This window comes from Streptomyces sp. NPDC044033 (assembly GCF_056434425.1).
Genome location: NZ_JBWKFF010000002.1, coordinates 874,160 through 899,793, shown reverse-complemented (window position 1 = coordinate 899,793; position 25,634 = coordinate 874,160). Strand labels below are relative to the sequence as shown.

Here is a 25,634-nt window from a genome sequence, read left to right as displayed (position 1 = left end):
GCACCCCCTTCGTTCTTGGGGTCGGGGGGGGGGGGGGGTTGTGTGTGGAGTCAGAGAAGGCGGACCCGCCCCCTTTCGCCTCCGTTGGGGGCTCACCCCCCCCCCACTCCAACGTCCGCCGCCTCGTCTTCGGCCCGGAGTCGGAGTACGCCCACCACCTCGGCCTGTACGGCGCGATCTTCTCCGCACCCAACTACCTGGGTCTCGACCACTCCGCGCTGGCCTGCCGCCTCCCCGGCAAGGTCGCGCTGATCTTCAGCGCCCGCGGCAACACCGAGGCCCGGGTGAGCTTCAACTTCACCGCCGAGTCGCTGGAGTACGACCGTCGCGACCCCGCGGCACAGAAGCGGCTCATCGCGGAGCGGTTCGCGGGGGAGGGATGGGAGATACCGCGGCTGCTCGACCTCATGGAGACCACCACCGACTTCTTCTTCGACTCCGTCGACCAGATCCGCATGGACACCTGGTCACGGGGGCGCGTCGGCCTCCTCGGCGACGCCGCCTACTGCGCCGCCCCGCCCTCCGGCATGGGGACGTCGCAGGCGATGGTCGGCGCGTACGTCCTGGCCGGCGAACTCGCGACCGCGGCGGACGACCACCGATCGGCCTTCGCCGCCTTCGAGAAGGAGATGCGCGACTATGTGGCAGAGAACCAGCGCATCGGCCGTCAGGGGGCCGCCGCCTTCTTCGAGCCCCACGCCGAGGGAGCCGAGGGAGCCGGAGGCCAGGCGCTCGCCGAGCTGGCCGCATCGCAGGTCGAGACAGTCGAGTTGAAGGAGTATCAGGTCTGAGCGGGCGGCTCCTGCTGAGGCCGGCGGGGCGCGGCCGGCTCGCCGACGTACTGGCCGAGGAAGTCGGTGCTGTCGGCCCACTGGTCCACGCAGCCCGTCAGGGGAAGTTCCCGAAGCTCCGGGTCCGTGACCGTGCGCGCCAGCGCTCGCGCGAAGCGTTCGGCGTGCAGGACCAGGAAGGGGCGGGAGTGGTAGGGCCGCGGCTTCGGGTCCACCGGGGAGCTGAGCCCCGACGCGTTCTGCAGTTCGGCGACGGTCTCGTAGGCACGGGCCAGATGGCTCTCCCGATGCGGGTAGTCCGTCGCCGCCAGTGCGCCGCGCAGCGACGGGGTGAGCGCCCCGGCCACCGCCAGCCGGCCGAACGCGCTGCCGAGCCACTTGCCGTACGGGGCGTACCGGCGCTCCAGCAGCAGGCACAGCCTCATCAGATCCCGCACCAGGCGCCCGGCCACCACCGCCGAACCGAGGTCGTCCCCGACCTCCGCGCAGCGCCCCACGAACGCCTCCTCCTGTGAGATCCGCTGCCACTGGCAGGCCAGGAGATACCGCCACACCTGCTCCGGGTACCACGTCAGCGTGCGCCGCGCGGCGGTGAGGGCGCCGGGGTCGTCGTGGAACACCGCGCCGCCGGTGGTCTCGGCCAGCCGTTGCTGCGGCATGGCCAGCCATTGCCGTGTGCTGGGCTCCGTACCGGCGGAATCCAGCCCGAGCGTCTCACTGAGCCATTCGTCCACATCGTGCACGGACACGCGGTGGTTGACCGGGCCGTCGGTCAACCGCATGAGGCCGACGGGATCGTGCGGATCGTCGCTCTCGTGGAAGTGGGTGGGCCAGCCGCGCACCTGCTTCGGCAGCCGTTCCGCCAAGAGCCGGTGGATCTCCGCGCCGTGCGGGGCGCGGTCCCGCGGGGCGAGGAAGAGCTCCAGCCGCGGGCCCCATTCGTGGTCCGCGGACCGCGGCGTATCGAAGCCCAGCACCTCCGAGCCGCCGCCGAGCCGGGCGGCGGCGTACCGCAGCCCCGGATACGCGGCATCGAGGATCGGCCGTACCGCCTCCTCGTACAGGGCTCTGGACAGCTCGATGCCGGGTACGAACGGGGCGTCGGGGATCGTCATGGCGACACCGTGCCGGACGCTCTCGTGCCGGGGCAATCGGATTTCGCACCCTGCCCGAGGCGGGCCGTTCCTTACGCTGTTCGAAGTGGGCCGCTCCCTACACTGGTGACCGCCGTGGGCCCCCGGCCAGGGGACTCGTGCGCCGCGGGACGGCGCGGGCAGGAGCGTTCGATTCGATGGGGGCCCAGATTCCGATGCGGGCACAGATGGGGGCACAGTGCGATTGAGGGTCGAGTTCACGACCGAGCCCTTCGACCTCGACGAGCCCCCGCAGCACGCGGTGATAGCCCGCGAGGTCGTGCAGTCCGCCAAGCTGGACGCGGTGGACGTCGGCCCCTTCGGCAACACCGCCGAGGGGATGGCGGACACGGTGCTGACCGCGGTGGACTCGATGCTGCGCGAGTCGCTGGCGGCGGGTGCCACCCGGGTGTCGTTGCAGGTCAACGTCGTCGCGGAGGGCGAATCATGACGGGCACGGCCGGGCCCGGTGGCCATCGGGCGCACGGTGACCACCCGTTCCTGCTGGCGATCAAACCGCTCGTCGACGCCCTGGGGGGCGACATGGTCGCGCCGGAGCGGGCGAGCGGCGACGACGTCGTGCTCTCCTGGGAGGGCAGCGACGTGGTGGCCGTGCGGCTGCCGCATCTGTCCGACTCGCTCGACCACATACTGGCCGAGCTGGAGCGGCGGCACGGCATGCCGCTGGCGGAACTCGACCGCAAGACCAAGCAGTCGGCCGTCCGGGTCCTGGAGCAGCGCGGCGCGTTCTCCGTGCGCCACGGCGTCGAAACGGTGGCGAACGCGCTCGGCGTCAGCCGCTTCACCGTCTACAACTACCTGAACAGGGAGAACGCAGCCAGGAGCGCCGACTAGAGCTACCGGCGGGCAGCGGCACCCCCTCCTGCGCGTCGGCGCGCAGGAGGGGGCGGTCCAGCCGCGGTACGGGTGCCGGGTGCCGGGCGTCGGTGATCGCGGAGAGTCGGCCGGCGTCGGCGGCGTCGCGGCGGTCGAGGCCGTACGCGGCGTCGAGGCCGTACGCGGTGTCGAGGCCGTACACGGCGTCGAGGCCGTACACGGCGGTCATGGCTCCACGCAGGCGGGTTTCCAAGAGACGGGGCCCGTCCGCCTCCTCCTGCCGCGGAGCGCGTCCGGCAGCGGCCTCGCCGTTGTCGGCGGGGAAGGCCGGCCCCAGCACTCCGTCGGGCGCGTGGTCGCAGGAGGCGGGGTGGTGAAGCCCTCCGGGAACCGGGCGGAGGCCGCCGGCGAGAACGGCCCGGCGGGGGTGGAGGCGGTGGCGGTCAGCCCGCCTGATGCACGGTCAGGACATAGCCCTCGGGGCCGGTGAAGGAGAACATCGGGCCGAACGGGCTCTCGGTGATCGGGGTGAGGATCTCGACCCCGTTCGCGGTGAGTTGATCGTGCAGGGCCAGGGTGTCGGGGGTGGCGAACCACAGGGCGACGCCGAGGCCGGGGCGGCCGGATTCCAGGTCGGTTCCGGGCAGCGGTTCGCGTACGGCCATCGGGACCGGCTTGGTGTCGAAGACGACCGCGTGGGGAGGCGAGAAGGCGGCGCGGCGCATGCCGAGGTTCTTCTCGCAGAACTCCGCTGCCGCCTCCAGGTCGCGCACCTGAAGGGCGATGAAGTCGGGGCCATCGATGCTGACGGTCATGAGCGCTCTCCTCGGGATGCCGGGGCTCGCAATGCCCAGGGCTTGGGGTGCCGGAACCTTGATGTCAGGACTTTGACATAGGTGACGCTAGACCTGACCCCCGGAGGTGTCAAAATATGGACATGCAGGAGAGCTCTCAGGCGGAACCGCCCCACCCGGCCGCGGACGTACTCGATCACGTGGGATACCGGCTCAAGCGCGCGCACGCCGCCCTGCGCACCTCCATGGACCAGGTGCTGCGTGAACACGGCCTGACCGTTCCGCAGTACTCCTGCCTGGAAGTCCTCGCCGCCCGGCCGGGCCTGTCCAACGCGGAACTCGCCCGCGCCACCTTCGTGACCCGTCAGTCCATGAACGTCGTCCTGCGCGGCCTCCAGGATGACGGGCTGCTCACCCGCCCCTCGACCGTCGACCGCGGCCGCGCCCGCCCCGCCACCCTCACCGACGAGGGCCGCCGCCGCCTCGGCGCGGCGCAGGCGGTCGTCTACGCCATCGAGGCCCGTATGGTCCAAGCGCTCCCCGAGGGCCGACTGGCCGCGCTGCTCGACGACTTCGACCGCATCGCGCAGGCGCTCACGGATTGAACGGACGGGCGTTGACGGACTGAACGGGCAGGCGTTCACAGGCTGAACGGGCCAGTGTCCACGGACTGAACGGGCCGGCAGGCGGAGGGCCGGCCCCCGGTCGGCTGTTGCCGCTGTCGCCTCTCTCGGGGGGCTGGGCTCCCGATTTCACCAGATGGTTTCAACAAAGTGTTGACGTTGTGATTCCGAGGGCGTTAGCTGTGCGCAGCCCGTTTCCGGCACGGCCGGGGCGCGGGCAGGACCAGCGAATCCCACAGATCGCAGCCACGGAGGTCCACGTGAGGCGGAGCACTGATCCGGCCCTCGCCCGGTTCAACGCAGCCGACAGCGCCGCGGCCCGCACCGCTCTGCACGAGGTCTGCGCCAGCGAGGAATGGTGCGCGACGATCCTCGCGCAGCGCCCGTACCCCGACGCCGGGACCCTCTTCGGCGCCAGCGACGCCGCCACCGCCCGGCTCGGCGCGGCGGAGTTGGCCGCGGCGGTGGCCGGGCACCCGCCACTCGGGCGCCCGACGCCCGGGGACGCCGTGTCCGCCCGCGAACAGCGGGGCATGGCCGACGCGTCGGATCAGATCAGGGCCGAGACGCTCGAACTCGCCCTGGCCTACCGGCGACGCTTCGGGCACGTCTTCCTGATCTGTGCTACTGGGCTCAGCGGCGCAGACCTGCGGGACGCGGTACGCGCCCGGCTCGGCAACACGCCCGGGCGGGAGAGCGAGATCGTCCGGGCCGAACTGGGCAGAATCAACCGCGTTCGGCTGACCCGCCTCGTCACCGAGGGAGCCCCGCGTCCATGAGCACCGCCACCACCGCGTCGGTATCCACCCACATCCTCGACACCAGCGCCGGGCGCCCCGCTCGGGGTGTCCCCGTCACGCTCTCGGTGCGTACCGGCGGCGCGGGCCGGTGGCGGGACCATGGCGCGTCGCGGACCGACACCGATGGGCGCTGCCGGGATCTTCCGGCCCTCCCGGAGGGAACTACCCACGCCCGGCTGGTCTTTGAGACTGGGAACTACTACGAGTCCGGGGCCCGCACCGAGTCCGGGGCCCGCACCGAGTCCGGGGCCCATTACGAGACCGCGGACCATTACGAGTCCGCGGGCCGCTCCGAGGCCCGGGACCACTCCGGCGCCGGAGCCTTCTTCCCCGAGGTGGCGGTCGCCTTCGCCGTCGCGCCGGGCGAGCACTATCACGTACCGCTGCTGCTCAACCCGTTCGGCTACTCCGTATACCGAGGGAGCTAGCACCGATATGACAGTTCCTACCCGGCCGTCCCCCGCCGTCGTCCTCGGCCAGAACCAGTACGGCAAGGCCGAGTGCCATGTCGTCAGGATCACGCGGGACGGTGCCACCCACCACATCAAGGATCTCAACGTCTCCATCGCCCTCTCCGGCGACCTGGAGGACGTCCATCTCTCCGGCTCCAACGCCAACTGCCTGCCGACCGACACCACCAAGAACACCGTGTACGCCTTCGCCAAGAAGCACGGCATCGAATCGGCCGAGCAGTTCGGCATTCTGTTGGCCCGTCACTTCGTCACCAGCCAGGGGCCGATCAAGCACGCCCGCGTCCGCATCGAGGAACACGCCTGGGAGCGGAACGCCGTCAAAGACGGCGGGTCCAATGGTCCCGGCGCCGACGAGGGGGCCGGGGGAGCGGGCGGGTACTCCTTCGTCCGCAAGGGGCAGGAGACCCGCCTCGCCCAGGTCGCCTTCGACGGCGAGCGGTGGCAGGTCGTCTCCGGTATCAAGGACCTCGTCGTGCTGAACTCCACCAACTCGGAGTTCCGGGGCTACATCAAGGACGAGTACACGACGCTCACGGAGGCGTACGACCGCGTCCTCGCCACCGAGGTCTCCGCCCGCTGGCGGTTCGGCTGGAGCGGCGACCCGGGCCGCCGGCCCGCCTGGGAACGCTCGTACCAGCAGGTCAGGGCGGACATACTCCAGGCGTTCGCGGAGACCTACAGCCTTTCGCTCCAGCAGACCCTCTACGCGATGGGCTCGCGTGTCATCTCCCGCGGCGACGAGATCGACGAGGTGCGGTTCTCGCTCCCGAACAAGCATCACTTCCTCGTGGACCTGGAGCCGTTCGGGCTGGAGAACGGCACCGGCGACGCGGCCGTCTACCACGCGGCCGACCGCCCGTACGGCCTCATAGAGGCCACCGTCCTGCGCGAGGGCGTCGAACCCGGGATCCCCCTGGACCTGACGAACCTTTAGGCGCGGAGCCCACGGCACCCACGGCACCCTCCACCGAAAGGACGAGGACGCACCATGGCAGCATCGGTACCTTCCAGCGCCACGGCGCGCACGGTCATCGAGAACTGTGCCGTCGCGACCGTCGACGCCGACGACACCGAGCACGCGAGCGGCCACGTCGTCATCGCCGGAGACCGGGTCGAGTCCCTGGGCGCGGGCCGGGCCCCGGAAGGGCTCGCGAACGTCGTCCGGCGCGTCGACGGCACGGGGCATCTGCTGACCCCGGGCCTGGTCAACACCCATCATCACTTCTATCAGTGGCTCACCCGCGGCCTCGCCGCGGAGCGCGGCCTCTTCGACTGGCTGGTCGCGCTCTACCCCATCTGGGCGCGGATCGACGAGCCCATGGTGCACGCGGCGGCCCGGGGCTCCCTCGCCATGATGGCCCGCGGCGGGGTCACCACCGCCGCCGACCACCACTATGTCTTCCCCAAGGGCTCCGGCGACCTGGTCGGCGCCGAACTGTCGGCCGCCGCCGAGTCGGGCATCCGCTTCACCCTCGCCCGCGGCTCCATGGACCTCGGCGCCTCCGACGGCGGGCTCCCGCCGGACTTCGCCGTCGAGACCACCGAGGGCGCGCTCGCCGCGACCGAGAAGACGATCGACGCGCATCACGACCCCTCCTTCGGCTCGATGACACAGATCGCCGCGGCCCCCTGCTCACCCTTCTCCGTGACGACCCAACTGATGAAGGAGAGCGCCGAGTTGGCGCGCCGCAAGGGGGTGCGACTGCACACGCACGGCTCGGAGACCGTGGAGGAGGACCGGTTCTGCCGCGAGCGGTTCGGTATGGGCCCGACCGACTACTTCCAGTCGACGGGCTGGCTCGGCGAGGACGTGTGGATGGCCCACTGCATCCACATGGACGACTCCGACATCGACGCCTTCGCCCGTACGGGCACGGGGGTCGGGCACTGCCCGTCCTCCAACGCCCGTATCGCCGCGGGCATCGCCCGCGTCCCCGCCATGCTGGCGGCCGGCGTCCCGGTCGGCCTCGGCGTGGACGGCACCGCCTCCAACGAATCGGGGGAGCTGCACACCGAACTGCGCAACGCGCTGCTCATCAACCGCCTCGGAGCCGATGACCCCGCAGCACTAACGGTGCGTCAAGTCCTGCGCCTGGGCACGTACGGTGGCGCGCGGGTGCTGGGGCGGGATGCCGAACTCGGCTCCATCGAGCCCGGCAAACTCGCCGACCTGGTGCTGTGGAAGCTGGACGGCATCGGCCACTCCACCATCGCCGATCCCGTCGCCGCCCTCGTGCTGGGCGCGGCGGCCCCGGTGACGCTCTCTCTGGTGGGCGGCCGGCCGGTCGTCGAGGACAACCGGCTGACGGCCGTCGACGAAGGCGCCGTCGCGCGTGCCGCGCGTGCCGAGTCCCGCCGGCTGGCGGAGATCGCCACGTCGGCCTGACGCCGGTCCCCCCCACCACCCACCACCCGCCGCCGGGTGCCCGCGCCGGCGCCACCCGAGCCCCGGCCGAGGGGGACGGCCCCCGGCCGGGCTCGCGGGCCTCGGGATGCCACCGGGCCCGCGAGCACCGGGCCGGGGCGCGGGCACCGCCCCGCCCCCCCCGGCCCGGACCTGCCCGTTCGAGTGGACCGGCCCGTGCGCGCGGGCCGGGCCCGTAGACCTGGGCCGATCCCGTACACCTGGGCCGAGCCCGTACGCCCCGCACCCGCCCGTACGCGCCGCACCCCCGCTCCGCCCGTACGCGCCCCACCGCACCTGTACCGCGCACTCTCCGCACCGCCTCCCTGAAACGTGCCATCGGCGGCACGACGAGCGACAGGAGGAACCGCCGTGGCGTCAGCGCCCAGGTTCAGCAAGCGCAGCAACATCCCCCGGCAACGACAACGGGAACGACAGCGGGATCGGGAACGGCAACCGGAACGGCAGCGGACCGGGAGCGAGGCGCGCCACCCCGTCGACCAACTGCTCCCGCCCGGCCGGCTGCTCGCCGGCGGGTTCCAGCATGCCGCCGCCAGCTATGCGGGGGTGGTCGCGCCGCCGCTGGTGCTCGGCGCGGCCGTCGGCCTCTCGCCGAGGGACCTCACCTTTCTGGTGGGCGCGTCCCTGTTCACCGCGGGCATCGCCACGCTCCTCCAGACCCTCGGGTTCTGGCGGGTCGGCGCGCGGATGCCGTTCGTCAACGGCGTCTCGTTCGCGGGCGTCGCCCCGATGATCGCCATCGTCGACGCCCAGGACGACCGTGCGCACGCCCTGCCCGTGGTCTTCGGCGGCGTGATCGTCGCCGGGGCGCTGGGCTTCGCCCTGGCCCCCTACTTCTGCCGGCTCGTACGGTTCTTCCCGCCCATCGTCAGCGGCACGGTGATCACTCTCATCGGGATCACGCTGCTGCCCGTCTCGTTCGGCTGGATACAGGGTGGCCACCCGGAGCGGCCCACGCCGATGGCCAACCTCGGGCTGGCGGCGGCGACGCTGGCGATCGTGCTGGTGCTGCGGCGCGTGCTGCGCGGCTTCCTCCAGCAGATCGCCATCCTGCTGGGCCTGGTGGCCGGCACCCTGATCGCGATACCCCTCGGGGCCGTCGACTTCACCGCGACGCGCCAGGCGGACCTCGTCGGTTTCCCGACGCCCTTCCACTTCGGCGGCCCCGAGTTCCAGCTCTCCGCGATCATCTCGATGTGCGTTCTCATGCTGGTCTGCATGACGGAGTCCACGGCGGACATGCTGGCGCTCGGCGTGATCGTCGGCCGGCCGGCCGACGAGCGGACCATCGCCGCGGGGCTGCGTGCGGACACGCTGTCCTCCGCGGTCAGCCCGTTCTTCAACGGCTTCGCCAACAGCGCCTTCGCGCAGAACATCGGGCTGGTGGCGATCACCAGGGTGCGCAGCCGGTTCGTCGTGGCGGCCTGCGGTGTCATCTTCGTCGTGCTGGGGCTGAGCCCGGTCTTCGCCTCGCTCATCGCCGTCGTGCCGCAGCCGGTGCTGGGCGGGGCGGGCATCGTACTGTTCGGGACCGTCGCGGCCAGCGGTGTCAACGTGCTGCTCGGCGCGGGGCTGGACAAGGCCGACAACCTGCTGATCGCCGCCACCTCGCTCGGCATGGGCATGATCCCGGTGATCTCCCGGACGTTCTACGGCAACGCGGCCATCCCCGAGAGCCTGAAGATCATTCTGGACTCGGGGGTCAGCGCCGGCTGCCTCACCGCCGTCGTGCTCAACCTCGTCTTCAACCACCTCGGGAAGCGGCGCGAGGCGCCGCCCACTGAGTCGGGGGCTGCGGGGGCTGCGGGGCCGTCGGTCCCGGTGGCGCACTGAGACCGCGCGTACGGCACGGCGGCCGAGATGATCCAGACAGCCGAGACATCGGATGTGTTCTCGCTCAACGGCCCGTCAGTACACGGAATTCGCCCTTCACTTCCCGTTGACATCCCACCTTTAGCGGCCCTAAGTTCCGTACGCGGCCGGCCGGCCCTCCTGCACGCCCACCGTCCAGTCCAGGAGCCGCCATGCGTACGAACCCCACCAGACCCCGCAACCGACCCGCGCGGCGTGCACGCGTGCTCGCACCGCTGCTCGCCGCCGCCCTGCTGGCCGTCGCGCTGCCGGCCGCCGCCGCGGCGGCCGCCCGGCCGACCGGGTCCGCCCAGCCGGGTCAGCCGGCCGGGCCCGCGCGGCAGCAGCCGGCCGCGGGCCCCGGAACCAACTTCGCGGCCGACGACCCGTTCACCGCCGACCGCACCAGTTGGTGGCGGCAGGACCGGTTCGGGATGTTCATCCACTTCGGCGCGTACTCCAATCTGGAGGGCGAGTACCGACGGCCGGACGGGACCGTCTGCCGCGACGCCGAGTGGATCAAGCGGCAGTGCGACATCCCGATGGGCGCGTACGAGAAGCAGGCGAGCACCTTCGACCCGGCCGACTTCGACGCCAAGGCCATCGTCAAGGCCGCCGAGGACGCGGGGCAGCGCTACATCGTGATCACTGCCAAGCACCACGAGGGCTACGCGATGTGGCCCACCAAGGCGAACAAGTGGAATCTGCGCGACCACTCCGCCTTCGACAAGCGCCGCGACATCCTGCGCGAGCTGAAGACCGCCGCCGACAGGGCCGGCATCAAGCTCGGCTTCTACTACTCGATCTGGGACTGGCACGACCCCGACGCCGCCGATCCGGCCACCTTCCCCAAGTACCGGGAGCGGATGTACGCCCAGCTCAAGGAGTTGGTCAAGGGGTACGACCCGGCGCTGCTCTGGTTCGACGGCGAGTGGGACACCGACAACCCGCACAACCCCTGGACCGCCCGCGACGGCGAGTCCCTGGAGTCGTATCTGCACGGCCTCGACCCGAAACTCATCATCAACAACCGGGTCGGCAAGCGCCGGGTGACCGACGGCGACTACGGCACCCCCGAGCAGGAGATCCCCGCCGCACCCGTGGACGGCCAGCTGTGGGAGAGCTGTATGACCCTCAACGGGCACTGGGGGTTCGCCAAGTACGACCAGGACTGGAAGTCCTCCGCCACCATCACCCGCAACCTGCTCGCCACCGCGAGCCGCAGCGGCAACTACCTGCTCAACGTCGGCCCCGACAAGCGTGGCCGGGTCCCGCAACCCTCCGTCGACCGGCTGCGCGACGTCGGCCGCTGGCTGCGCACCGCCGGACAGGGCCGGGCGGTGTACGGGGCCGGGTACGCCGGTCTCGTCGAGGAGCCGTCCTGGGGCGCGGTCAGCCGCTCCCGTTCCGGGGCCGGTGACAAGCTCTACGCCTCCGTCACCGACTGGCCGGCCGCCGGGAAGCCGCTGCACCTCACCGCCCGGGCCCCGTTCCGGGTGACGGGCGCGCGCGTGCTCGGCAGCCGACAGGGCGTCAAGGTCAGGGCGGTGGGCGACGGTTACGACCTCATCCCCTCCGGGCCTCCGGCCGACCCGGCCGCCACGGTCATCGAACTGTCCGTCAAGACGCCCCGGCCCGCGCCCCGCGGCCACGGCAGCGGACTGCGCGCCGACATCTTCGCCAACGACACGCTCAGCGGCCCGCCCGCGCTGACCCGTGTCGACCGCACCATCAACTACTCCTGGAAGTTCAGCGGTTCACCCGCGCCCAGCATCCCCGCCGACCACTTCTCCACCCGCTGGACCGGATCCGTCCAACCCCGTTTCGGCGACACCTACACCTTCACCACCGTCTCCGACGACACCGCCCGCGTCTGGATCGACGGCAGACTCGTCATCGACAACACCAAGCCGCACGACGCCACCGTCGACAAGGCGTCCGTCGCCCTGCGCGCCGGGCACAAGTACGCCATCCGCGTCGAGCACACCGAGCAGACCGGCGAGGCCACCATGAAACTGCTGTGGTCCAGCCCCAACCAGCCGCAGGAGATCGTCCCCGCCGCACAGCTCTACCGGCACTGACCGCCACCGCTCCAGCGGCGCGGACCCCGGCGCCCCCATGTGACGCCGGGGCCCGCGCGACAGGCGGGCTCAGGGCAGCAGTTCGTACGCGGGCAAGGTGAGGAAGTCCGCGTAGTCCTCGTCCAGGGCGACCGTCAGCAGCAGGTCGTGCGCCTGCTGCCAGCGCCCGGCATCGAAGGCGTCCGGGCCGATCTCGGCTCGGATCGCGGCCAGTTCACCGGCGGCGACCTCGCGGGTCAGCTCGGCGGTGGCCCGTACGGTCCGGCCGTCCCGCTCGAACTCCACGCCCGCGTTGATCCACTGCCAGATCTGGGAGCGGGAGATCTCGGCGGTGGCGGCGTCCTCCATCAGGTTGAAGATGGTCACGGCGCCATGGCCGCGCAGCCACGCCTCGATATAGCGGATGCCGACCTGCACGGCGTTGCGCAGCCCCTCGAAGGTGGGCGCGGCGTCGAGCGAGTCGACGGCGGTCAGCTCGGCGGCGGTGACGTGGACGTCCTCGCGCAGCCGCCGCTTCTGGTGGGGCGCGTCGCCGAGCACCGCGTCGAAGCAGGCGCGGGCGACGGGGACCAGGTCGGGGTGGGCGACCCAGGAGCCGTCGAAGCCGTCGCGTGCCTCCCGGTCCTTGTCGGCCCTGACCTTCTCGAAAGCGATCTTGTTGACCTCCTCGTCGCGGCGCGAGGGGATGAACGCCGCCATGCCGCCGATGGCGTGTGCGCCGCGCTTGTGGCACGTACGGACCAGCAGTTCCGTGTACGCGCGCATGAATGGCGCGGTCATCGTCACCGCGTTGCGGTCCGGCAGGACGAACTTCGCCCCGCCGTCGCGGAAGTTCTTGACGATGGAGAACAGATAGTCCCAGCGGCCCGCGTTGAGTCCGGAGGCGTGGTCGCGCAGTTCGTAGAGGATCTCCTCCATCTCGTACGCGGCGGTGATCGTCTCGATCAGGACGGTGGCGCGCACGGTGCCCTGCGGGATGGCCAGGAAGTCCTGGGCGAAGACGAACACGTCGTTCCACAGCCGCGCTTCGAGGTGCGACTCGGTCTTGGGCAGATAGAAGTACGGGCCCTTGCCGAGGTCGATCAGGCGCTGGGCGTTGTGGAAGAAGTAGAGGCCGAAGTCGACCAGAGCGCCGGGCACGGGCTCGCCGTCGACCATGAGGTGACGCTCCGTCAAATGCCAGCCACGCGGCCTCACCACGGCGGTCGCCAGTTCTTCGGCGGGCCGCAGCGCGTACGACTTGCCGCGCGGGTCGGTGAAGTCGATGCGCCGCTCGTAGGCGTCGATCAGATTGAGCTGGCCGAGTACGACGTTCTCCCACGTCGGGGCGGTGGCGTCCTCGAAGTCGGCGAGCCAGACACGGGCGCCCGAATTGAGGGCGTTGACGGTCATCTTGCGGTCGGTCGGCCCGGTGATCTCCACCCGCCGGTCCTCCAGCGCGGCCGGGGCCGGGGCGACGCGCCAACTGTCGTCCGCGCGGATGTGCGCGGTCTCGGGCAGGAAGTCCAGGGCGCTGGTACGGGCGATCTCCGCGCGGCGCGCGGCGCGTCGGGCGAGCAGTTCGTCACGGCGCGGGGTGAAGCGGCGGTGCAGTTCGGCCAGGAAGGCGAGGGCCGCGCCGGTCAGCACCTCCTCCTGGCGCGGCAGGGGCTCGGCGTGAACGGCGGCCGACGGGGACGGCGCTGGTACGGACATGGACTGTCACTCCTCCGGCGGGCGGTGCCCGGTAGCCACCGGGCCGCGGCCTCGCGGCACGGGGTGCCGCGGTGTTCCGTGGCGCGGCCGAGGGCGCTGTCCGGGCGCATGGCGCTTCTGACCAGTGGAGAATAGTTTTCTCATGGTGGAAGTTCAATGGTTTGTTGATGCCGTGGTGCATTCCGTGCCATCGCGACGCCTTCCGCGACCGCCACTCCGGGCCCGCCCCTGACGTGTCACTCCAGCAGCGCGAGATCCTCCGGCGTGTCGATGTCGTCCGGCGCGGCGATGTCCGCGCACTCGACGAGAGTGATCTCCGCGGCGTGGTCGCGCAGATACGCGCGCGCCCCGCGGTCGCCCGTCGCACTCGCCGCGACCTCCGGCCAGCGCGCCGCGCCGAACAGCACCGGGTGGCCCCGCTGTCCGCCGTAGGAGGCGGCCACCAGATCCGCCCCGGCCCGGTGCGCCGCCACCACCCGCGCCACCGCCCCGGCCCCCATCCCCGGCTGGTCCACCAGCATCACCAGCGCCGCCGACGCTCCGCTCCCCTCCAGCGAGCGGAGCCCGACGCGCAGCGACGACCCCATGCCCTGCGCCCAGTCGGGGTTGACCAGAGGCCGGTCCCCGGTCAGCGCGACCAGATCGGTGCGGGCCCGTACCCGCGCGGCGGCCGCGCCCAGCACGATCCGTACCGGCGCGCAGCCGCCGGCCAGCAACTCCCGGGCCGCCCGCTCCACCAGCGGCATCCCGCGGTACTCCAGCAGCGCCTTCGGCCGGCCCCCGAGCCGGCGCCCGCCACCCGCCGCCAGCAGCAGCCCGGCCACGGGTGCCCGTTCGTTCTCAGTCGTACGTGCCATGGCCCCTGCATACAGCACGCGCACACCCGCGCGCCCGTACGGGCCCGCCTCTCGTACGGGCCCGACCTCCCGCACGGATGTGCCGACGCCTCGGCCGACGGCTTCGCGCCGAACTCCGACCGCGGCGATCACGCTCCGTGGGGGCATTCGCCACCGCGCGGCACGGGGTGGCGCGAGGGATATCGGGTCAAGCCGTGGCCCACGCTTCACTCTCGGACGGCCCTTCTGCGGTCTGATTTTCGCTCAGAGTGTGGCGTGTCGCACGCAAAGTGGCGTTAACTGATCTGCGGTCACGCGCGCATGTCGGTCAATTCGTGGCGCGTGTAGGGGAGTCGACGAGCACGAAGGGGAGGACCGTGCCGGTAAGTCATCGGACGGGGCAGGGCGTGCCTTCGGGCGCCGTGCGGGTGGAGGGCGCCGTAGTCGTGGAGCAGAGGCGGAGGGGCGGTGCCGGTGCGGACCCGAGGGCGAGCGGACTGGGGGTCGCCGCATCCCGGCTCCGCCGTGAACTGGCCATATATCCGGCCGAGTTGCCCGACCGGGCCGTCGCCGAGGTCGAACTGGACGTGCTGGCCGCGATGGCCCGCACAGGCGATCTGGAGCAGCCGCGGCTGCACCGCTCCCTGCTTCTGGTAGTGGGGGCCCTGGGCTCGGTGAGCGCCCTGGCGCCGGCCCTGCGGGAGGTCCGGGACGCGGTGGACCTCTGCGGCGAGTGGACCGGCCCGTACCAAGGCGGCTGACGCCGCGGCTCGGCGCCCACCGCTGCCCGACGCACCGGCCCCCGCCCCGCTCATGCGAGTGGGGAGAGGGGGCCGGTCGCTGTCGGTCCGTCAGGCCAGGCCCGTATCGGTCCGTCAGGAAAGTCCCGTTCCGGTCAGGCCCTCAGTTCGGACCCGTACCGACCCGTCAGGCCGGGCTCGTATCGGTCCGTCAGGTCGGGTCCGTACTCGTCAGCTCCGTGCCGAGCCGGCTCGCGACCTCCTGGAGGAGCGGCACGATCGTCTCCGTGGCGGCGTCCGTGACGCGCCCCGCCGGGCCCGAGATCGAGATGGCCGTGGCGGTGGGTGAGCCGGGCACGGGGACCGCCAGGCAGCGGACGCCGACCTCCTGCTCGTTGTCGTCGACCGCGTAACCGGCCTCGCGGGCCTGCCCGAGCGCCTCCAGGAAGCCCTCCGGCGTAGTGATCGTCTTCTCCGTCGCGGCCGGCATGCCCGTACGGGCGAGGAGGGCGCGCACCTCGTCGTCGGAGGCGTGTGCGAGCAGCGCCTTGCCGACGCCGGTGGAGTGCGGCAGCACCCGCCGCCCGACCTCGGTGAACATCCGCATGGAGTGCTTGGACGGCACCTGCGCCACGTACACGACCTCGTCGCCGTCGAGCAGCGCCATGTTGGCGGTCTCGCCGGTGCCCTCCACCAGCCGCGCCAGATACGGGCGGGCCCAGGTGCCCAGCAGCCGGGACGCGCTCTCGCCGAGCCGGATCAGGCGCGGGCCGAGTGCGTAGCGGCGGTTGGGCTGCTGGCGTACGTAGCCGCAGGCGACCAGCGTGCGCATCAGCCGGTGGATCGTCGGCAGCGGCAGACCGCTGCTGTTGGCCAGCTCGCTCAGCCCGACCTCGCCGCCGGCGTCCGCCATCCGCTCCAGCAGATCGAAGGCGCGCTCCAGCGACTGTACGCCGCGGGTGGGGGCGGTTTTGGGCTCGGCGGACGAGGTCACGACGCGGGTCCTTCCGGGACGGGTGACAGCAGCCTACCGGGCCACGGCGATCTCGGTACCGGCCGTGCGGCAGCCGTCATGGCCGGTCAGACCCCGTGTGCCCGCCGGGGTCTTGACGGGTACGGACGGGGATTGGAGACTGCGCCCCAAGCGAACTTCAACAGAACGTTGAACGCGGCGGACGGCCGTGCCCGAGGGAGGGCGGCGGGGGAGAACCCAGGACACAAGACAGGGGACCGGATGCCAGAGACGGAACTGCTGCTGCGCTCGACGCGCGTCGTGACACCCGAGGGAACGCGAGCCGCGGCCGTCGCCGTCGCCGACGGCCGGATCACGGACGTACTGCCCTACGACACCGAGGCCCCGCCTCGCGCCCGTACCGAGGACCTCGGCGACGCCGCCCTCCTCCCCGGCCTCGTCGACACCCATGTGCATGTGAACGATCCCGGCCGCACCGAATGGGAGGGGTTCCGCACCGCCACCCGCGCCGCCGCCGCGGGCGGTGTCACCACCCTCATCGACATGCCCCTCAACAGCCTCCCGCCCACCACCACCCCCCGGCACCTGCTGATCAAGCAGCGGGCCGCGGTGGGCGCGGTCCACATCGACGTCGGCTTCTGGGGCGGCGCGATCCCCGGCAACGCCGGAGACCTGCGCCCCCTGCACGGCGCGGGGGTCTTCGGCTTCAAATGCTTCCTCTCGCCCTCCGGCGTCGAGGAGTTCCCCGAGCTCGACCAAGAACAGCTCGCCACCGCCCTGGACGAGATCGCGGGCTTCGACGGCCTGCTCATCGTGCACGCCGAGGCCCCCGACCGGCTCGACCGAGCCCCCCGGCGCACCGGGCGGCGCTACGCCGACTTCCTCGCCTCCCGGCCGCGCGCCGCCGAGAACGACGCCGTCGCCACCCTCATCTCACTCGCCGCCCGGCTCGGGGCCCGCGTGCACATACTGCATCTCTCCTCCAGCGACGCGCTGCCCCTGATCGCCGGGGCGAAGCGCGCCGGAGTCCGGCTGACAGCCGAGACCTGCCCGCACTTCCTGACCCTCGCGGCGGAGGAAATACCGGACGGGGCGACGGAGTTCAAGTGCTGCCCGCCCATCCGCGAAGCGGCCAACCAGGACGCGCTGTGGGCCGGGCTCGCCGACGGCACGATCGACTGCGTCGTCTCGGACCACTCGCCCTGCACCCCGGAGCTCAAACACCCCGGCACCGGCGACTTCGCCACCGCCTGGGGCGGCATCTCCTCCCTCCAACTCGGCCTGCCCGCCGTCTGGTCCGCGGCCCGGCGGCGCGGCCACACCCTGGACGACGTCGCGCGCTGGATGTCCACGGCCCCCGCCCGGCTGGCCGGGCTGCGCCGCAAGGGCGCCATCGAGGCGGGCCGGGACGCCGACTTCGCGGTCCTCGCCCCGGACGACACCTTCACCGTCGACCCCGCCGCACTCCACCACCGCAACCCGATCACCGCCTACGCCGGACGGACCCTGCACGGCGTCGTACGGTCCACCTGGCTGCGCGGCCACAAGATCGCCGACAGCGGGGCGCCCACCGCGCCCACCGGCCGCCTCCTCGAAAGGACGGAGCACGCATGAGCACCGGCATCCCCCGCTACACCGGCGACGCGGCGCCCTACGGCGGTGGCGACCCCTACGCCGACTACCGCACCGCCACATTCCCCTTCACCCACCTGCCCGACCTCGCCGACCGGCTGCTGGGCGCCGGAGTCATCGCCGCCAACGACGAGTTCTTCGCCGAACGCGAGAACCTGCTGCGGCCCGAGACCCCGCGCTTCGACCCCGAGCACTTCGGCCACAAGGGGAAGATCATGGACGGCTGGGAGACGCGCCGCCGCCGCGGAACCTCCGCCGAGTCCCCGCACCCCGCCGACGGGGACCACGACTGGGCGATCGTCCGGCTCGGCGCGCCCGGCGTCGTCCACGGCCTCGTGGTCGACACCGCCCACTTCCGCGGCAACCACCCGGGCGCCGTCAGCGTCGAGGGAACCGCCGTCGAGGGCGCGCCGTCGGCCGCCGAGCTCCTCGCCGACGACGTGAAGTGGACCGTTCTCGTCCCCCGCACCCCGGTCGGCGGCCACGCCGCCAACGGCTTCACGGTCGGCACCGCACGGCGCTTCACCCACCTGCGGCTGCGGCAGTACCCGGACGGAGGCATCGCCCGGCTGCGCGTCCACGGCGAGCCCGCCCCCGACCCCGGCTGGCTCATGGCCCTGGGCACCTTCGACGTGGCGGCGCTGGAGAACGGCGGCCACGCCGAGGACGCCTCCGACCGGTTCTACTCCCCGCCGCTGAACCCCATCCGCCCTGGCCGCTCCCGCAAGATGGACGACGGCTGGGAGACGCGCCGCCGCCGCGACAAGGGCCTCGACTGGGTGCGCTACCGCCTCACCGCGCAGTCCCTGATCCGGGCCGTCGAGATCGACACGGCCTATCTCAAGGGCAACGCCGCGGGCTGGGCAGCCCTGTACGTCCTCGACGCCGCCACCGGCGCCGACCCCGCCGACCACACCGCCGGATGGACCGAGATCCTGCCCCGCACCCGCCTCCAGCCCGACACCCGGCACCGCTTCCCGCTGACGGACGTCCCCGCCGCCACCCACCTGCGCATCGACATCCACCCCGACGGCGGCATCGCCCGGCTGCGCGCCCACGGCTCCCTCACCGCCGACGGCACCCGCCGACTGGCCGCCCGCCACCGGGAGCTCAGCGGTTGAACCCGCCCGGACCGCGCGCCTCACGCACCGGCCCGCATCGGACCGCGCGCCTCACGCACCGAACCGCATCGGACCACGCGCCTCATGCACCGGCCCGCGCCGCCCCGGCCGACGCGGGCGAATGGGCGAGTGGACCCGCCGGCAGGACGTCACGCTCCGGCGAGCGTGTTCCAGAACATCAGCTCGTACGCCTGGAGGAGGCGGCCGTAGCGGTGCGCCAGCCGCTCCGTGACCCGGCCCGCGTCGAGCCCCGCCCGTACGGCGGACAGGCACTGCTCGGCGGCCTTCGGATCGGGCTCGGCGAAGAAGTCGAAGAAGCCGCACGCCTCGGCCCCGAAACCGTAGTGCTCGCGCAGCGCCCCACGCATGGTCGCGCAGTAGCCGCCCCACGCCGCGAAGTTGACGGCGAGCGCGATCACCACATCCGCCGGCTCGGCGTGCAGCGCGAGCCACGCCGCGTACGCCGGGTACGCCTGGCAGCCGGCCCGCGGCTCGTACGCCCGCACCGCCGCGTCATCCAGCCCGCACGCCTCGGCCAGCGCCCCCAGCCGCTCCAGGGCCACGGTCTCGCCCTGCGCCAGGGCGTCGAAGAAGGGCACCACGGACGGCTCCGCCGCCGCCCGCAGCGCCAGCTGATGGAAGCTGCGCCGGTCGCTCGTGATGATGTGGTGCTGCTCCAGGGCGAAGGCGGCTATGGCCTCGCGAGGCGCCTTGCCCTCGGCGATCAGCGGCACGAAGCGGTTCGCGGTGCTGCCCGGGGCCAGCTCCCGCACCGCCCCCGCCACGACCTCTTCAGCTGTACGGGCCATCGCTCCGCCTTCCTGCGCTGTGGACGGCAACCGGACCCCAGGTTCCCAGAAGCCGCTGACAATCCTCAGCGCACCGGGCGAAAAAGCCGAAAGCCGCCGTGCCGGGAGCGGAGAATCTCCGCTCCCGCCGCGACGGCCCGTCCACGAACCGTCAGCGCACGGCGGCCCGCGGCGCCTTCCCGACGTGGCCCGCCCCCGCGGAGCGGCCCGCGTCGTACTCCGCGACGGCCTTGTCGACGAACGCGTCGAGCACCTTGTCGCCGACGACCACCGGTATCTTCTTGCCGTTCATGTCGACATAGACGAACGACGTGGCGGTCTTGACCTGACCGGACAGCCGCTGCCGCAGCCGCTGCGCCGTCGCCCCGTCCCCGTCGCGCACCGCGTCGACCATGGCCAGCGCCGTACGGGCGGCCGTGCCCCACGCCTTCGTCGAGTCCAGCCACGGGCCGGAGTCGTCGATGAACCCGCGGTCCGCCAGCCGGGCGCGGAGCACGTCGGGCGCGGACCGCAGCGTGCGCAGCGTCGCGTCCAGCCGCCGGACATCGCCGTTCTTCCAGAACTTCTGGAAGGCGGCGGCCAGCTCGGGCGACTGCTGCGGGTTGAGCCGGGAGCCGTAGTTGGCGTCGGCGAAGGCCCGCAGCGCCCGCTCGGTCCGCGTGTCACCGCCGGCGACCTCGCGCAGCGCCCCGTTCCACGAGGCGCCGGGGTCGTACGCCCGGTCGTTCCAGGCGTAGTCGGCGACCGTGTAGAGCGCGATCTTCGAGGCCGAGGGCTGGATCATCGGGTTGGCGGTGATCCCGGCGAGGTCCCCCGCGAGCCCCTTCTCGCGCCCGTTGAACGGGCCGAGCAGCAGATGGTCGGTCACGTAGTCGTTGACCGGGTAGTTGTCCCAGGTCAGGATCGGATGCCCGAAGAGGTCCCGGGCGGTCTTCGCCTGCGCGCGGGTCATGGTCGGCGCGATCACGCCAACGCCGGTCCACTCGACCAGGACGTTCTTGTCGAGCTGGTCGGCGATCGCCTTCTTGTACGGCGACGGCTTGATGTCGTAGTACTCCGTCGGCACCATCTGCAGGGGCTCGGCGCCCTTGTGGGCGGCGATGAAGTCATGGTTCACGCGGTTGAGCAGATGCGCCTGAGCCGCCCCCGCCGCACCCCCGCCCGTACCGAACTTCTCCTTGTCGGCGTCGCAGTTCCACTTCGTGTAGCTGATGTCGTCGAGCGGCACGGCGAAGGTCCGTACGCCGATCTTCCACAGCGTCTCGAACTTGGCGGTCAGCGCCTTGGCCTCGGCGTCCGAGCTGTAGCAGACGGACAGCCCGGGGGAGAGGGCGTAGGTGAACTCGACATGGTCGGCGCGCGCCCGGTCCACCAGCTCCTTCAACTGGGTGAGCTGCGCCGCGGGGTAGGGGTCGCGCCACTTCGCGCGCAGATACGGGTCGTCCTTGGGCGAGTACGCGTAGATGTTCATCTTGTGCGCGGCGTAGAAGTCGAGCTGGTCCAGGCGGGCCTTGTGCGACCACGGGGTGCCGTAGAAGCCCTCGATGACCCCGCGCAGCGGTGTGGCGGGCCAGTCCCGGACCGTGACGCCGCGGACGTGCGCGTACGCGTGGCGGGTGTGGGGGAGCAGCTGGCGCAGCGACTGCGCGGCGTAGTACGTGCCGGTGGCGTCGGCTCCGGCCAGCGCGATCCGCCCCTCGCCGACGGCGAGCGCGTACCCCTCGGCGGGCAGTCCGGCCGTGCCGCGCGCGCCCAGGATCCGGAGCGCCTTCGCCGCCGACGGGCCGTCCACGTACACGGCCAGGTGCCCCGCCCGGGCGGCGGCCCGCCGCTCGACGCGGTGGGCGCCGGCCTGTTCGAGGGAGCGCCGCACCAGAGCGACCGCGGCCGGATCGGCCTTCGGGCCGGTCACGAGGTCGACGGTGCGCGTGATCGTGACGCCGCCGTGGCGGGCGTGTACGGACTGGGGCGTGGGCGTGATGGTGGGGGCGGCCGACGCGGGGGCCGCGCTCCCGCCGCCGCGGTCCGTCGCGCCGGCGGGGCTGAGGGGCAGAGCGGCGAGGGCGAGAGCGAGGGCGGCGGCCGCCGCCGGGCGCGTTCTGAGCATCCTGTGGTCCTCTCGGGTGAACGAGGTTTCCTGTGGCGCACGGGCATCAGACTCGGTGCATGATCCACCGACATCACACCGGGTGGCAATGGTCTTGCACGCCGTGCGCGGGATGTCGCCACGGCGCGGAACCAAACCCGCCGGGCCGGTCGTTCGCTCCGTTGAGAGGACGCGCTCCGCCCACAGCTGCTTCAGTGGCCGTGCCGCGCCCCTTGAGATCGTGCTCCTTCATGACCCGTCAGGAGAGTCCGCTGTGACCTTGCGGCAAGAGATCGTCGGCAACGCCATGCAGATGGCCGTCTGCACCCTGCAACCCGGCCAGACCGTCTACTGCGAGGCCGGAAAGTTCCTCTTCAAGACGGCGAACGTGACGATGGAGACCCGGCTGTCCGGACCGGGCGGCGGGCAGCCGGGCGGCGGCGCGGGCGCGGGCGGCGGCGGGCTCGGCGGCATGCTGCGGGGCGCCATGGGCACCGCGATGCAGGTCGGCCAGCGCGCGCTCGCGGGCGAGTCGCTCGCTTTCCAGTACTTCACCTCCACCGGCGGCGAGGGCACCGTCGGCTTCGCCGGCGTACTCCCCGGTGAGATGCGCGCCCTCGAACTGGACGGGAACCGCGCCTGGTTCGCCGAGAAGGACGCCTTCGTCGCCGCCGAGTCGACCGTAGAGTTCGGCATCGCCTTCCAGGGCGGACGGCAGGGCATGAGCGGCGGCGAGGGCTTCATCCTGGAGAAGTTCACCGGCCACGGCACCGTCATCATCTGCGGCGCCGGAAACTTCATCGACCTCAATCCGGCCGATTTCGGCGGCAAGATCGAGGTCGACACCGGCTGCATCGTCGCCTTCGAGGAGGGCATCCACTACGGCGTGCAGCGCATCGGCGGACTCAACCGCCAGGGGCTGATGAACGCCGTCTTCGGCGGCGAGGGCCTCTCCCTCGCCACGCTGGAGGGCGACGGCCGCGTCATCCTCCAGTCCCTGACCATCGAGGGCCTCGCCAACGCGCTCAAGAAGGCACAGGGCGGCGACAAGCAGGGGCCGACCGGCGGACTGTTCTCCACGCACGCCGGCTAACGGGCCTTGGTCGGGCCGGTGTCGGTAGGGGTATGCCGCGGCGGCAGGCGGGGCATACGCCGGTCCATGTCGCGAGGAGGGTCTGTACCTCGCGCACTACGCGGTGAGGCTCGGGCCGGCGCCGTGTCTTTGAGGGCTGTGGGCGGTCGTCGCAGCGTGCGGAGGGCGACGGGAGTGCCGTGGTGGTGTCGGCCGTTCCGCGTCATACCCGTCGGCACCGGCCGCGGCGTTCAGTGATCGGGCGGCAGCAGCCGCTCCAGGTAGGTGTCCAGTGCCAGCGCCGCCTCGGCCGGGGGCATCGCCTCGGGGGCGGTGACCGCGTCGAACATGAGGCCGTCGACCAGCGCGAGGAGCAGCCGGGCCTCGCGCTCCGGGGCGGGGGCGGGCTGTCCGCTCGACGCGGCGAGCGCCGCACCGAGCGCGAGCCGCAGCTCGTCGCCGATCGCGGTCAGTGTCTCGCGTTGAATGTCCGCGAGGACGGGCGAGGTCACGGACCGGGCCGCGAAGGCGAGGTAGACGCGGCACTCCGCGAGGCGCTGTGCGTCGAGCGGCAGCAGCTGACGCAGGGCGGCGCGCATCGACTGGCGCGGGCCCGCCGTCGCGTCGAGGCGGGCGATCCGGGCGCGGGTGCGCTCCACGACCCGCCGAAAGGCGAAGGCCAGCATCTCGTCCTTGGTCGAGAAGTGGTACTGCACTGCCCCGATGGACACGCCCGCCGCGGAGGCGACCTCGCGGACGCTGACCTGATCGAGGCCGCGGGTGCCCGCGATGTGCAGCAGCGCGTCGGCCAGCTGTTCCTGCCGAGATTCACTCATGCGAGTACAATACGACTGTATGGGACGCTATAGAAGCAGCCGGCATGCAGCGCTCGGTCTGTTCACCGTCACCGGGGTCGCGGTGGGCCTGGTCTGGGCGTGGTGGCTCATCGACCCCACCGCGCCGCAGGGCGCCCTCCTGCCTGCCGTCGTCAGCGCCGCTCTCGCGGCCAACATCCCCCTCACGCTGGCCAGTACGCGCCTTAAACGCGCCCTGGTGACCCCCGTGCAGCGATACCTGATCAACCCGCCGATCCGTCTTCTCCTGCACGTGGGGCTGATGCCGCTCGGCTACGCCCTGCTGGAGACCCGAGGTCGCGTCAGCGGCCACCCCCGCACCACCCCGGTCGGCAACGGCCGCCAGAAGGACACCTTCTGGATCGTCGCCGAGCATGGGCGGCGCGCCGGATACGTGCGCAACATCCAACGCTGTCCGCAGGTGCGGGTCAGGCTGCGCCAGGGATGGCGCTTCGCGTGGCGCGAGGGCACGGCCCACCTGCTCCCCGACGACGACCCGTACGCCCGGCAGCGACGGCTGGCCCGCTTCCACCCGCTGCGCGCCCTGAACGCGATCGTCGTCCGCGTCATGGGCAGCGAACTGATGACGGTGCGCATCGACCTGGCGCCCCACCCGCGGCGCGGCGCGCGCGGCCCAAAGCTCGGGGCCGGGCGCTGACAGCACCGCGACCGGCGGTACCGGCCTCGCTCGGCACTGCCACGGCCTCTCCCGCGGCGGCCACCCCGCCCGGCCTTTCCTGCCACACGGGCACGCACAACAACGATCCGCTGATGGGGTTCGCTCTGTGCACGAACAACGGCACCGCGCCCCAGACCTTCTGGGTACACGTGATCTGCGCCAGGGGAATCGATCAGGATGGTGACCACCTCACGATCGCACCCGGCCAGGTCAACCAGTCCACCGCCCGCTGCGGCATCACCGCCACCAGAGTCACGGAGGTCACGGTTCAGCCGTAGCCGTAGCCGTAGCCGTAGCCGTAGCCGCGAGGTAAATGGGGACACCGCTTCCTGCCACCCGCGTCGTCCCCGACCTCACGGGTCAGTACACCTACTGCGACCTCGCGCCGGCCAGGTAGAAGATCAGGAAGAAGAAGCCGACGATGAAGTGGACCGCCACCAGGTAGATGAAGACCCGGATCGTGAACCCCATGGGGGCCCGGTCCTCCTCGTTCATCTTCTCCGCCGGCGGCCGTACGGGGCCGTCGGCGGGTGTGGCGGGCGCCGTGCTCTCGGTGGGCTCGGCGACTCCGGCGGGCTCCGCACTCCCGGCGGGCTCCGCGCCCCCGGTCTTCGCGGCCCCTTCGGAGTCCGCGGCCCGCTCCGTTTCGAGGTCCCGCGTGGCATCGCTCATGGCATTCCCCTCCTGGCCTGCGCGACGTCGCCGAGGCACAGCTCGGCCACCCCGCTCTGCATCAGCGTGTGAACGAACAGCAACTCCGCACCGCCCGGCGTGGTGGCCGCGATGCGATGCGGGGTCAGCGAGTCGAAGTGGGCCGCGTCGCCGGGGCCCAGCGCGTAGACGGCCTCGCCGAGCGTCAGCCGCAGCCGGCCCTCGGTCACGTACAGCCACTCCTCGCCGGGATGCACCCTGACCAGCGACTCCTGCCGGCCCTCGCCCTGCGGCACCCGGAGCCGCAGGGCCTGCATCGCGCGGCCCGAGCCGCCGGCCCGCCAGTACGTCCAGCCGGCCGCCTCCTGGGCCTCCATCCGGTCGGCCCGCACGATGGGGTCCCGCTCGGGCGGGACTTCGCCCAGCAGGTCGGATACCGTGGTCCCGTACGTACGGGCCAACGCCAGCAGCATCGGCAGGGACGGCGTCCGCTGCCCCGTCTCCAGGCGGGACAGATGAGCGGGCGACAGCCCCACCCGCTGGGCAGCGCGTTCCAGCGTCATGTTGCTCCGCTTGCGCAGCGCGCGAAGCTGAGGGGCGACGGCGGGCACGTCGTCGGCGGGGCCCGCGGCCTCGGTGTCGGACTGGATGGTCATGTGTCCGGTATAGCCCTACCGT

General features: G+C 72.2%; 27 protein-coding genes. 16 read left to right on the top strand and 11 right to left on the bottom strand.

Going from position 1 to position 25,634, the window contains the following annotated elements:
* Positions 1 to 44: 44 nt before the first annotated feature.
* Positions 45 to 791: an FAD-dependent monooxygenase gene (locus AC07AB_RS07515; RefSeq protein ID WP_478561511.1), complete on the top strand. Its 747-nt coding sequence runs from the start codon at positions 45 to 47 to the stop codon at positions 789 to 791.
* Here AC07AB_RS07515 and AC07AB_RS07510 read toward each other — a convergent pair.
* On the bottom strand, positions 782 to 1,906 hold the full coding sequence (locus AC07AB_RS07510; RefSeq protein WP_478561508.1) for a DUF4037 domain-containing protein: 1,125 nt from the start codon (positions 1,904 to 1,906) through the stop codon (positions 782 to 784). The genes AC07AB_RS07515 and AC07AB_RS07510 overlap by 10 nt on opposite strands.
* 217 nt (positions 1,907 to 2,123) lie before the next feature.
* On the opposite strand from AC07AB_RS07510, the gene AC07AB_RS07505 reads away from it, so the two are divergent.
* Both AC07AB_RS07505 and AC07AB_RS07500 read left to right on the top strand, forming a co-directional pair.
* Positions 2,124 to 2,375, top strand: coding sequence for a YkoF family thiamine-binding protein (locus AC07AB_RS07505; protein WP_478561505.1), 252 nt, complete (start codon positions 2,124 to 2,126; stop codon positions 2,373 to 2,375).
* The gene (locus AC07AB_RS07500) at positions 2,372 to 2,779 is read left to right on the top strand and encodes a helix-turn-helix domain-containing protein (protein WP_478561502.1); all 408 of its coding nucleotides are present in this window, start codon (positions 2,372 to 2,374) and stop codon (positions 2,777 to 2,779) included. Before AC07AB_RS07505 ends, AC07AB_RS07500 begins: the two co-directional genes overlap by 4 nt.
* Here AC07AB_RS07500 and AC07AB_RS07495 read toward each other — a convergent pair.
* Positions 2,727 to 2,990: a hypothetical protein gene (locus tag AC07AB_RS07495; protein ID WP_478561499.1), complete on the bottom strand. Its 264-nt coding sequence runs from the start codon at positions 2,988 to 2,990 to the stop codon at positions 2,727 to 2,729. The two genes, AC07AB_RS07500 and AC07AB_RS07495, sit on opposite strands and share 53 nt — an antisense overlap.
* Positions 2,991 to 3,204: 214 nt before the next feature.
* Positions 3,205 to 3,576, bottom strand: a complete 372-nt coding sequence (locus AC07AB_RS07490; RefSeq protein WP_478561496.1) for a VOC family protein — start codon at positions 3,574 to 3,576, stop codon at positions 3,205 to 3,207.
* A gap of 122 nt (positions 3,577 to 3,698) precedes the next feature.
* Between AC07AB_RS07490 and AC07AB_RS07485 the strand changes: the two genes are divergently transcribed.
* From AC07AB_RS07485 to AC07AB_RS07455, 7 genes are all read left to right on the top strand, one after another.
* Positions 3,699 to 4,160, top strand: coding sequence for a MarR family winged helix-turn-helix transcriptional regulator (locus AC07AB_RS07485; protein ID WP_478561493.1), 462 nt, complete (start codon positions 3,699 to 3,701; stop codon positions 4,158 to 4,160).
* Positions 4,161 to 4,438: 278 nt separating this feature from the next.
* Positions 4,439 to 4,957: a 2-oxo-4-hydroxy-4-carboxy-5-ureidoimidazoline decarboxylase gene (gene uraD, locus AC07AB_RS07480; protein WP_478561490.1), complete on the top strand. Its 519-nt coding sequence runs from the start codon at positions 4,439 to 4,441 to the stop codon at positions 4,955 to 4,957.
* A complete protein-coding gene (locus AC07AB_RS07475) occupies positions 4,954 to 5,406 on the top strand; it encodes a hydroxyisourate hydrolase (RefSeq protein ID WP_478561487.1) in 453 nt (150 codons plus the stop codon). The genes uraD and AC07AB_RS07475 overlap by 4 nt, the downstream gene beginning before the upstream one ends.
* 7 nt (positions 5,407 to 5,413) lie before the next feature.
* Positions 5,414 to 6,385 carry a factor-independent urate hydroxylase gene (gene pucL / locus AC07AB_RS07470; RefSeq protein WP_478561484.1) on the top strand — a complete coding sequence of 324 codons (972 nt, stop codon included), beginning with the start codon at positions 5,414 to 5,416 and terminating at the stop codon, positions 6,383 to 6,385.
* A gap of 54 nt (positions 6,386 to 6,439) precedes the next feature.
* Positions 6,440 to 7,837 (top strand): 8-oxoguanine deaminase, encoded by a 1,398-nt coding sequence (locus AC07AB_RS07465; RefSeq protein WP_478561481.1) that lies wholly within the window; start codon positions 6,440 to 6,442, stop codon positions 7,835 to 7,837.
* A 390-nt stretch (positions 7,838 to 8,227) separates the two neighbouring features.
* A complete protein-coding gene (locus AC07AB_RS07460) occupies positions 8,228 to 9,709 on the top strand; it encodes a nucleobase:cation symporter-2 family protein (protein WP_478561478.1) in 1,482 nt (493 codons plus the stop codon).
* A 191-nt stretch (positions 9,710 to 9,900) separates the two neighbouring features.
* Positions 9,901 to 11,808 (top strand): alpha-L-fucosidase, encoded by a 1,908-nt coding sequence (locus AC07AB_RS07455; protein ID WP_478561475.1) that lies wholly within the window; start codon positions 9,901 to 9,903, stop codon positions 11,806 to 11,808.
* Positions 11,809 to 11,877: 69 nt separating this feature from the next.
* Here the strand turns inward: AC07AB_RS07455 and aceB are convergent, their stop codons facing one another.
* Both aceB and AC07AB_RS07445 read right to left on the bottom strand, forming a co-directional pair.
* Positions 11,878 to 13,503 carry a malate synthase A gene (gene aceB / locus AC07AB_RS07450; protein WP_478561472.1) on the bottom strand — a complete coding sequence of 542 codons (1,626 nt, stop codon included), beginning with the start codon at positions 13,501 to 13,503 and terminating at the stop codon, positions 11,878 to 11,880.
* A gap of 236 nt (positions 13,504 to 13,739) precedes the next feature.
* Complete coding sequence (locus AC07AB_RS07445) at positions 13,740 to 14,360, bottom strand: nucleotidyltransferase family protein (RefSeq protein ID WP_478561469.1); 621 nt, start codon at positions 14,358 to 14,360, stop codon at positions 13,740 to 13,742.
* A gap of 356 nt (positions 14,361 to 14,716) precedes the next feature.
* On the opposite strand from AC07AB_RS07445, the gene AC07AB_RS07440 reads away from it, so the two are divergent.
* Positions 14,717 to 15,100, top strand: coding sequence for a DUF5955 family protein (locus tag AC07AB_RS07440; protein ID WP_478561466.1), 384 nt, complete (start codon positions 14,717 to 14,719; stop codon positions 15,098 to 15,100).
* Between the two features lie 190 nt (positions 15,101 to 15,290).
* Here AC07AB_RS07440 and AC07AB_RS07435 read toward each other — a convergent pair whose 3' ends face one another.
* Positions 15,291 to 16,073 carry an IclR family transcriptional regulator gene (locus AC07AB_RS07435; protein WP_478561463.1) on the bottom strand — a complete coding sequence of 261 codons (783 nt, stop codon included), beginning with the start codon at positions 16,071 to 16,073 and terminating at the stop codon, positions 15,291 to 15,293.
* Positions 16,074 to 16,313: 240 nt separating this feature from the next.
* On the opposite strand from AC07AB_RS07435, the gene allB reads away from it, so the two are divergent.
* Complete coding sequence (gene allB / locus AC07AB_RS07430) at positions 16,314 to 17,666, top strand: allantoinase AllB (RefSeq protein ID WP_478561460.1); 1,353 nt, start codon at positions 16,314 to 16,316, stop codon at positions 17,664 to 17,666.
* Complete coding sequence (gene alc / locus AC07AB_RS07425) at positions 17,663 to 18,805, top strand: allantoicase (protein WP_478561457.1); 1,143 nt, start codon at positions 17,663 to 17,665, stop codon at positions 18,803 to 18,805. The genes allB and alc overlap by 4 nt, the downstream gene beginning before the upstream one ends.
* Before the next feature lie 149 nt (positions 18,806 to 18,954).
* Here alc and AC07AB_RS07420 read toward each other — a convergent pair whose 3' ends face one another.
* Both AC07AB_RS07420 and AC07AB_RS07415 read right to left on the bottom strand, forming a co-directional pair.
* Positions 18,955 to 19,614, bottom strand: coding sequence for a thiaminase II/PqqC family protein (locus AC07AB_RS07420; RefSeq protein ID WP_478561454.1), 660 nt, complete (start codon positions 19,612 to 19,614; stop codon positions 18,955 to 18,957).
* Positions 19,615 to 19,765: 151 nt separating this feature from the next.
* A complete protein-coding gene (locus AC07AB_RS07415; RefSeq protein WP_478561451.1) occupies positions 19,766 to 21,721 on the bottom strand; it encodes a beta-N-acetylglucosaminidase domain-containing protein in 1,956 nt (651 codons plus the stop codon).
* Between the two features lie 253 nt (positions 21,722 to 21,974).
* On the opposite strand from AC07AB_RS07415, the gene AC07AB_RS07410 reads away from it, so the two are divergent.
* On the top strand, positions 21,975 to 22,793 hold the full coding sequence (locus tag AC07AB_RS07410) for an AIM24 family protein (RefSeq protein ID WP_478561448.1): 819 nt from the start codon (positions 21,975 to 21,977) through the stop codon (positions 22,791 to 22,793).
* Positions 22,794 to 23,023: 230 nt separating this feature from the next.
* Here AC07AB_RS07410 and AC07AB_RS07405 read toward each other — a convergent pair whose 3' ends face one another.
* The gene (locus tag AC07AB_RS07405; RefSeq protein ID WP_478561445.1) at positions 23,024 to 23,608 is read right to left on the bottom strand and encodes a TetR/AcrR family transcriptional regulator; all 585 of its coding nucleotides are present in this window, start codon (positions 23,606 to 23,608) and stop codon (positions 23,024 to 23,026) included.
* A 238-nt stretch (positions 23,609 to 23,846) separates the two neighbouring features.
* On the opposite strand from AC07AB_RS07405, the gene AC07AB_RS07400 reads away from it, so the two are divergent.
* Complete coding sequence (locus AC07AB_RS07400) at positions 23,847 to 24,284, top strand: nitroreductase/quinone reductase family protein (RefSeq protein ID WP_478561616.1); 438 nt, start codon at positions 23,847 to 23,849, stop codon at positions 24,282 to 24,284.
* A gap of 113 nt (positions 24,285 to 24,397) precedes the next feature.
* Positions 24,398 to 24,583 (top strand): hypothetical protein, encoded by a 186-nt coding sequence (locus tag AC07AB_RS07395; protein ID WP_478561442.1) that lies wholly within the window; start codon positions 24,398 to 24,400, stop codon positions 24,581 to 24,583.
* A gap of 91 nt (positions 24,584 to 24,674) precedes the next feature.
* Here AC07AB_RS07395 and AC07AB_RS07390 read toward each other — a convergent pair whose 3' ends face one another.
* Positions 24,675 to 24,977 carry a DUF6126 family protein gene (locus tag AC07AB_RS07390; RefSeq protein WP_478561439.1) on the bottom strand — a complete coding sequence of 101 codons (303 nt, stop codon included), beginning with the start codon at positions 24,975 to 24,977 and terminating at the stop codon, positions 24,675 to 24,677.
* Complete coding sequence (locus tag AC07AB_RS07385; RefSeq protein ID WP_478561436.1) at positions 24,974 to 25,612, bottom strand: helix-turn-helix domain-containing protein; 639 nt, start codon at positions 25,610 to 25,612, stop codon at positions 24,974 to 24,976. The genes AC07AB_RS07390 and AC07AB_RS07385 overlap by 4 nt, the downstream gene beginning before the upstream one ends.
* Positions 25,613 to 25,634: the final 22 nt, after the last annotated feature.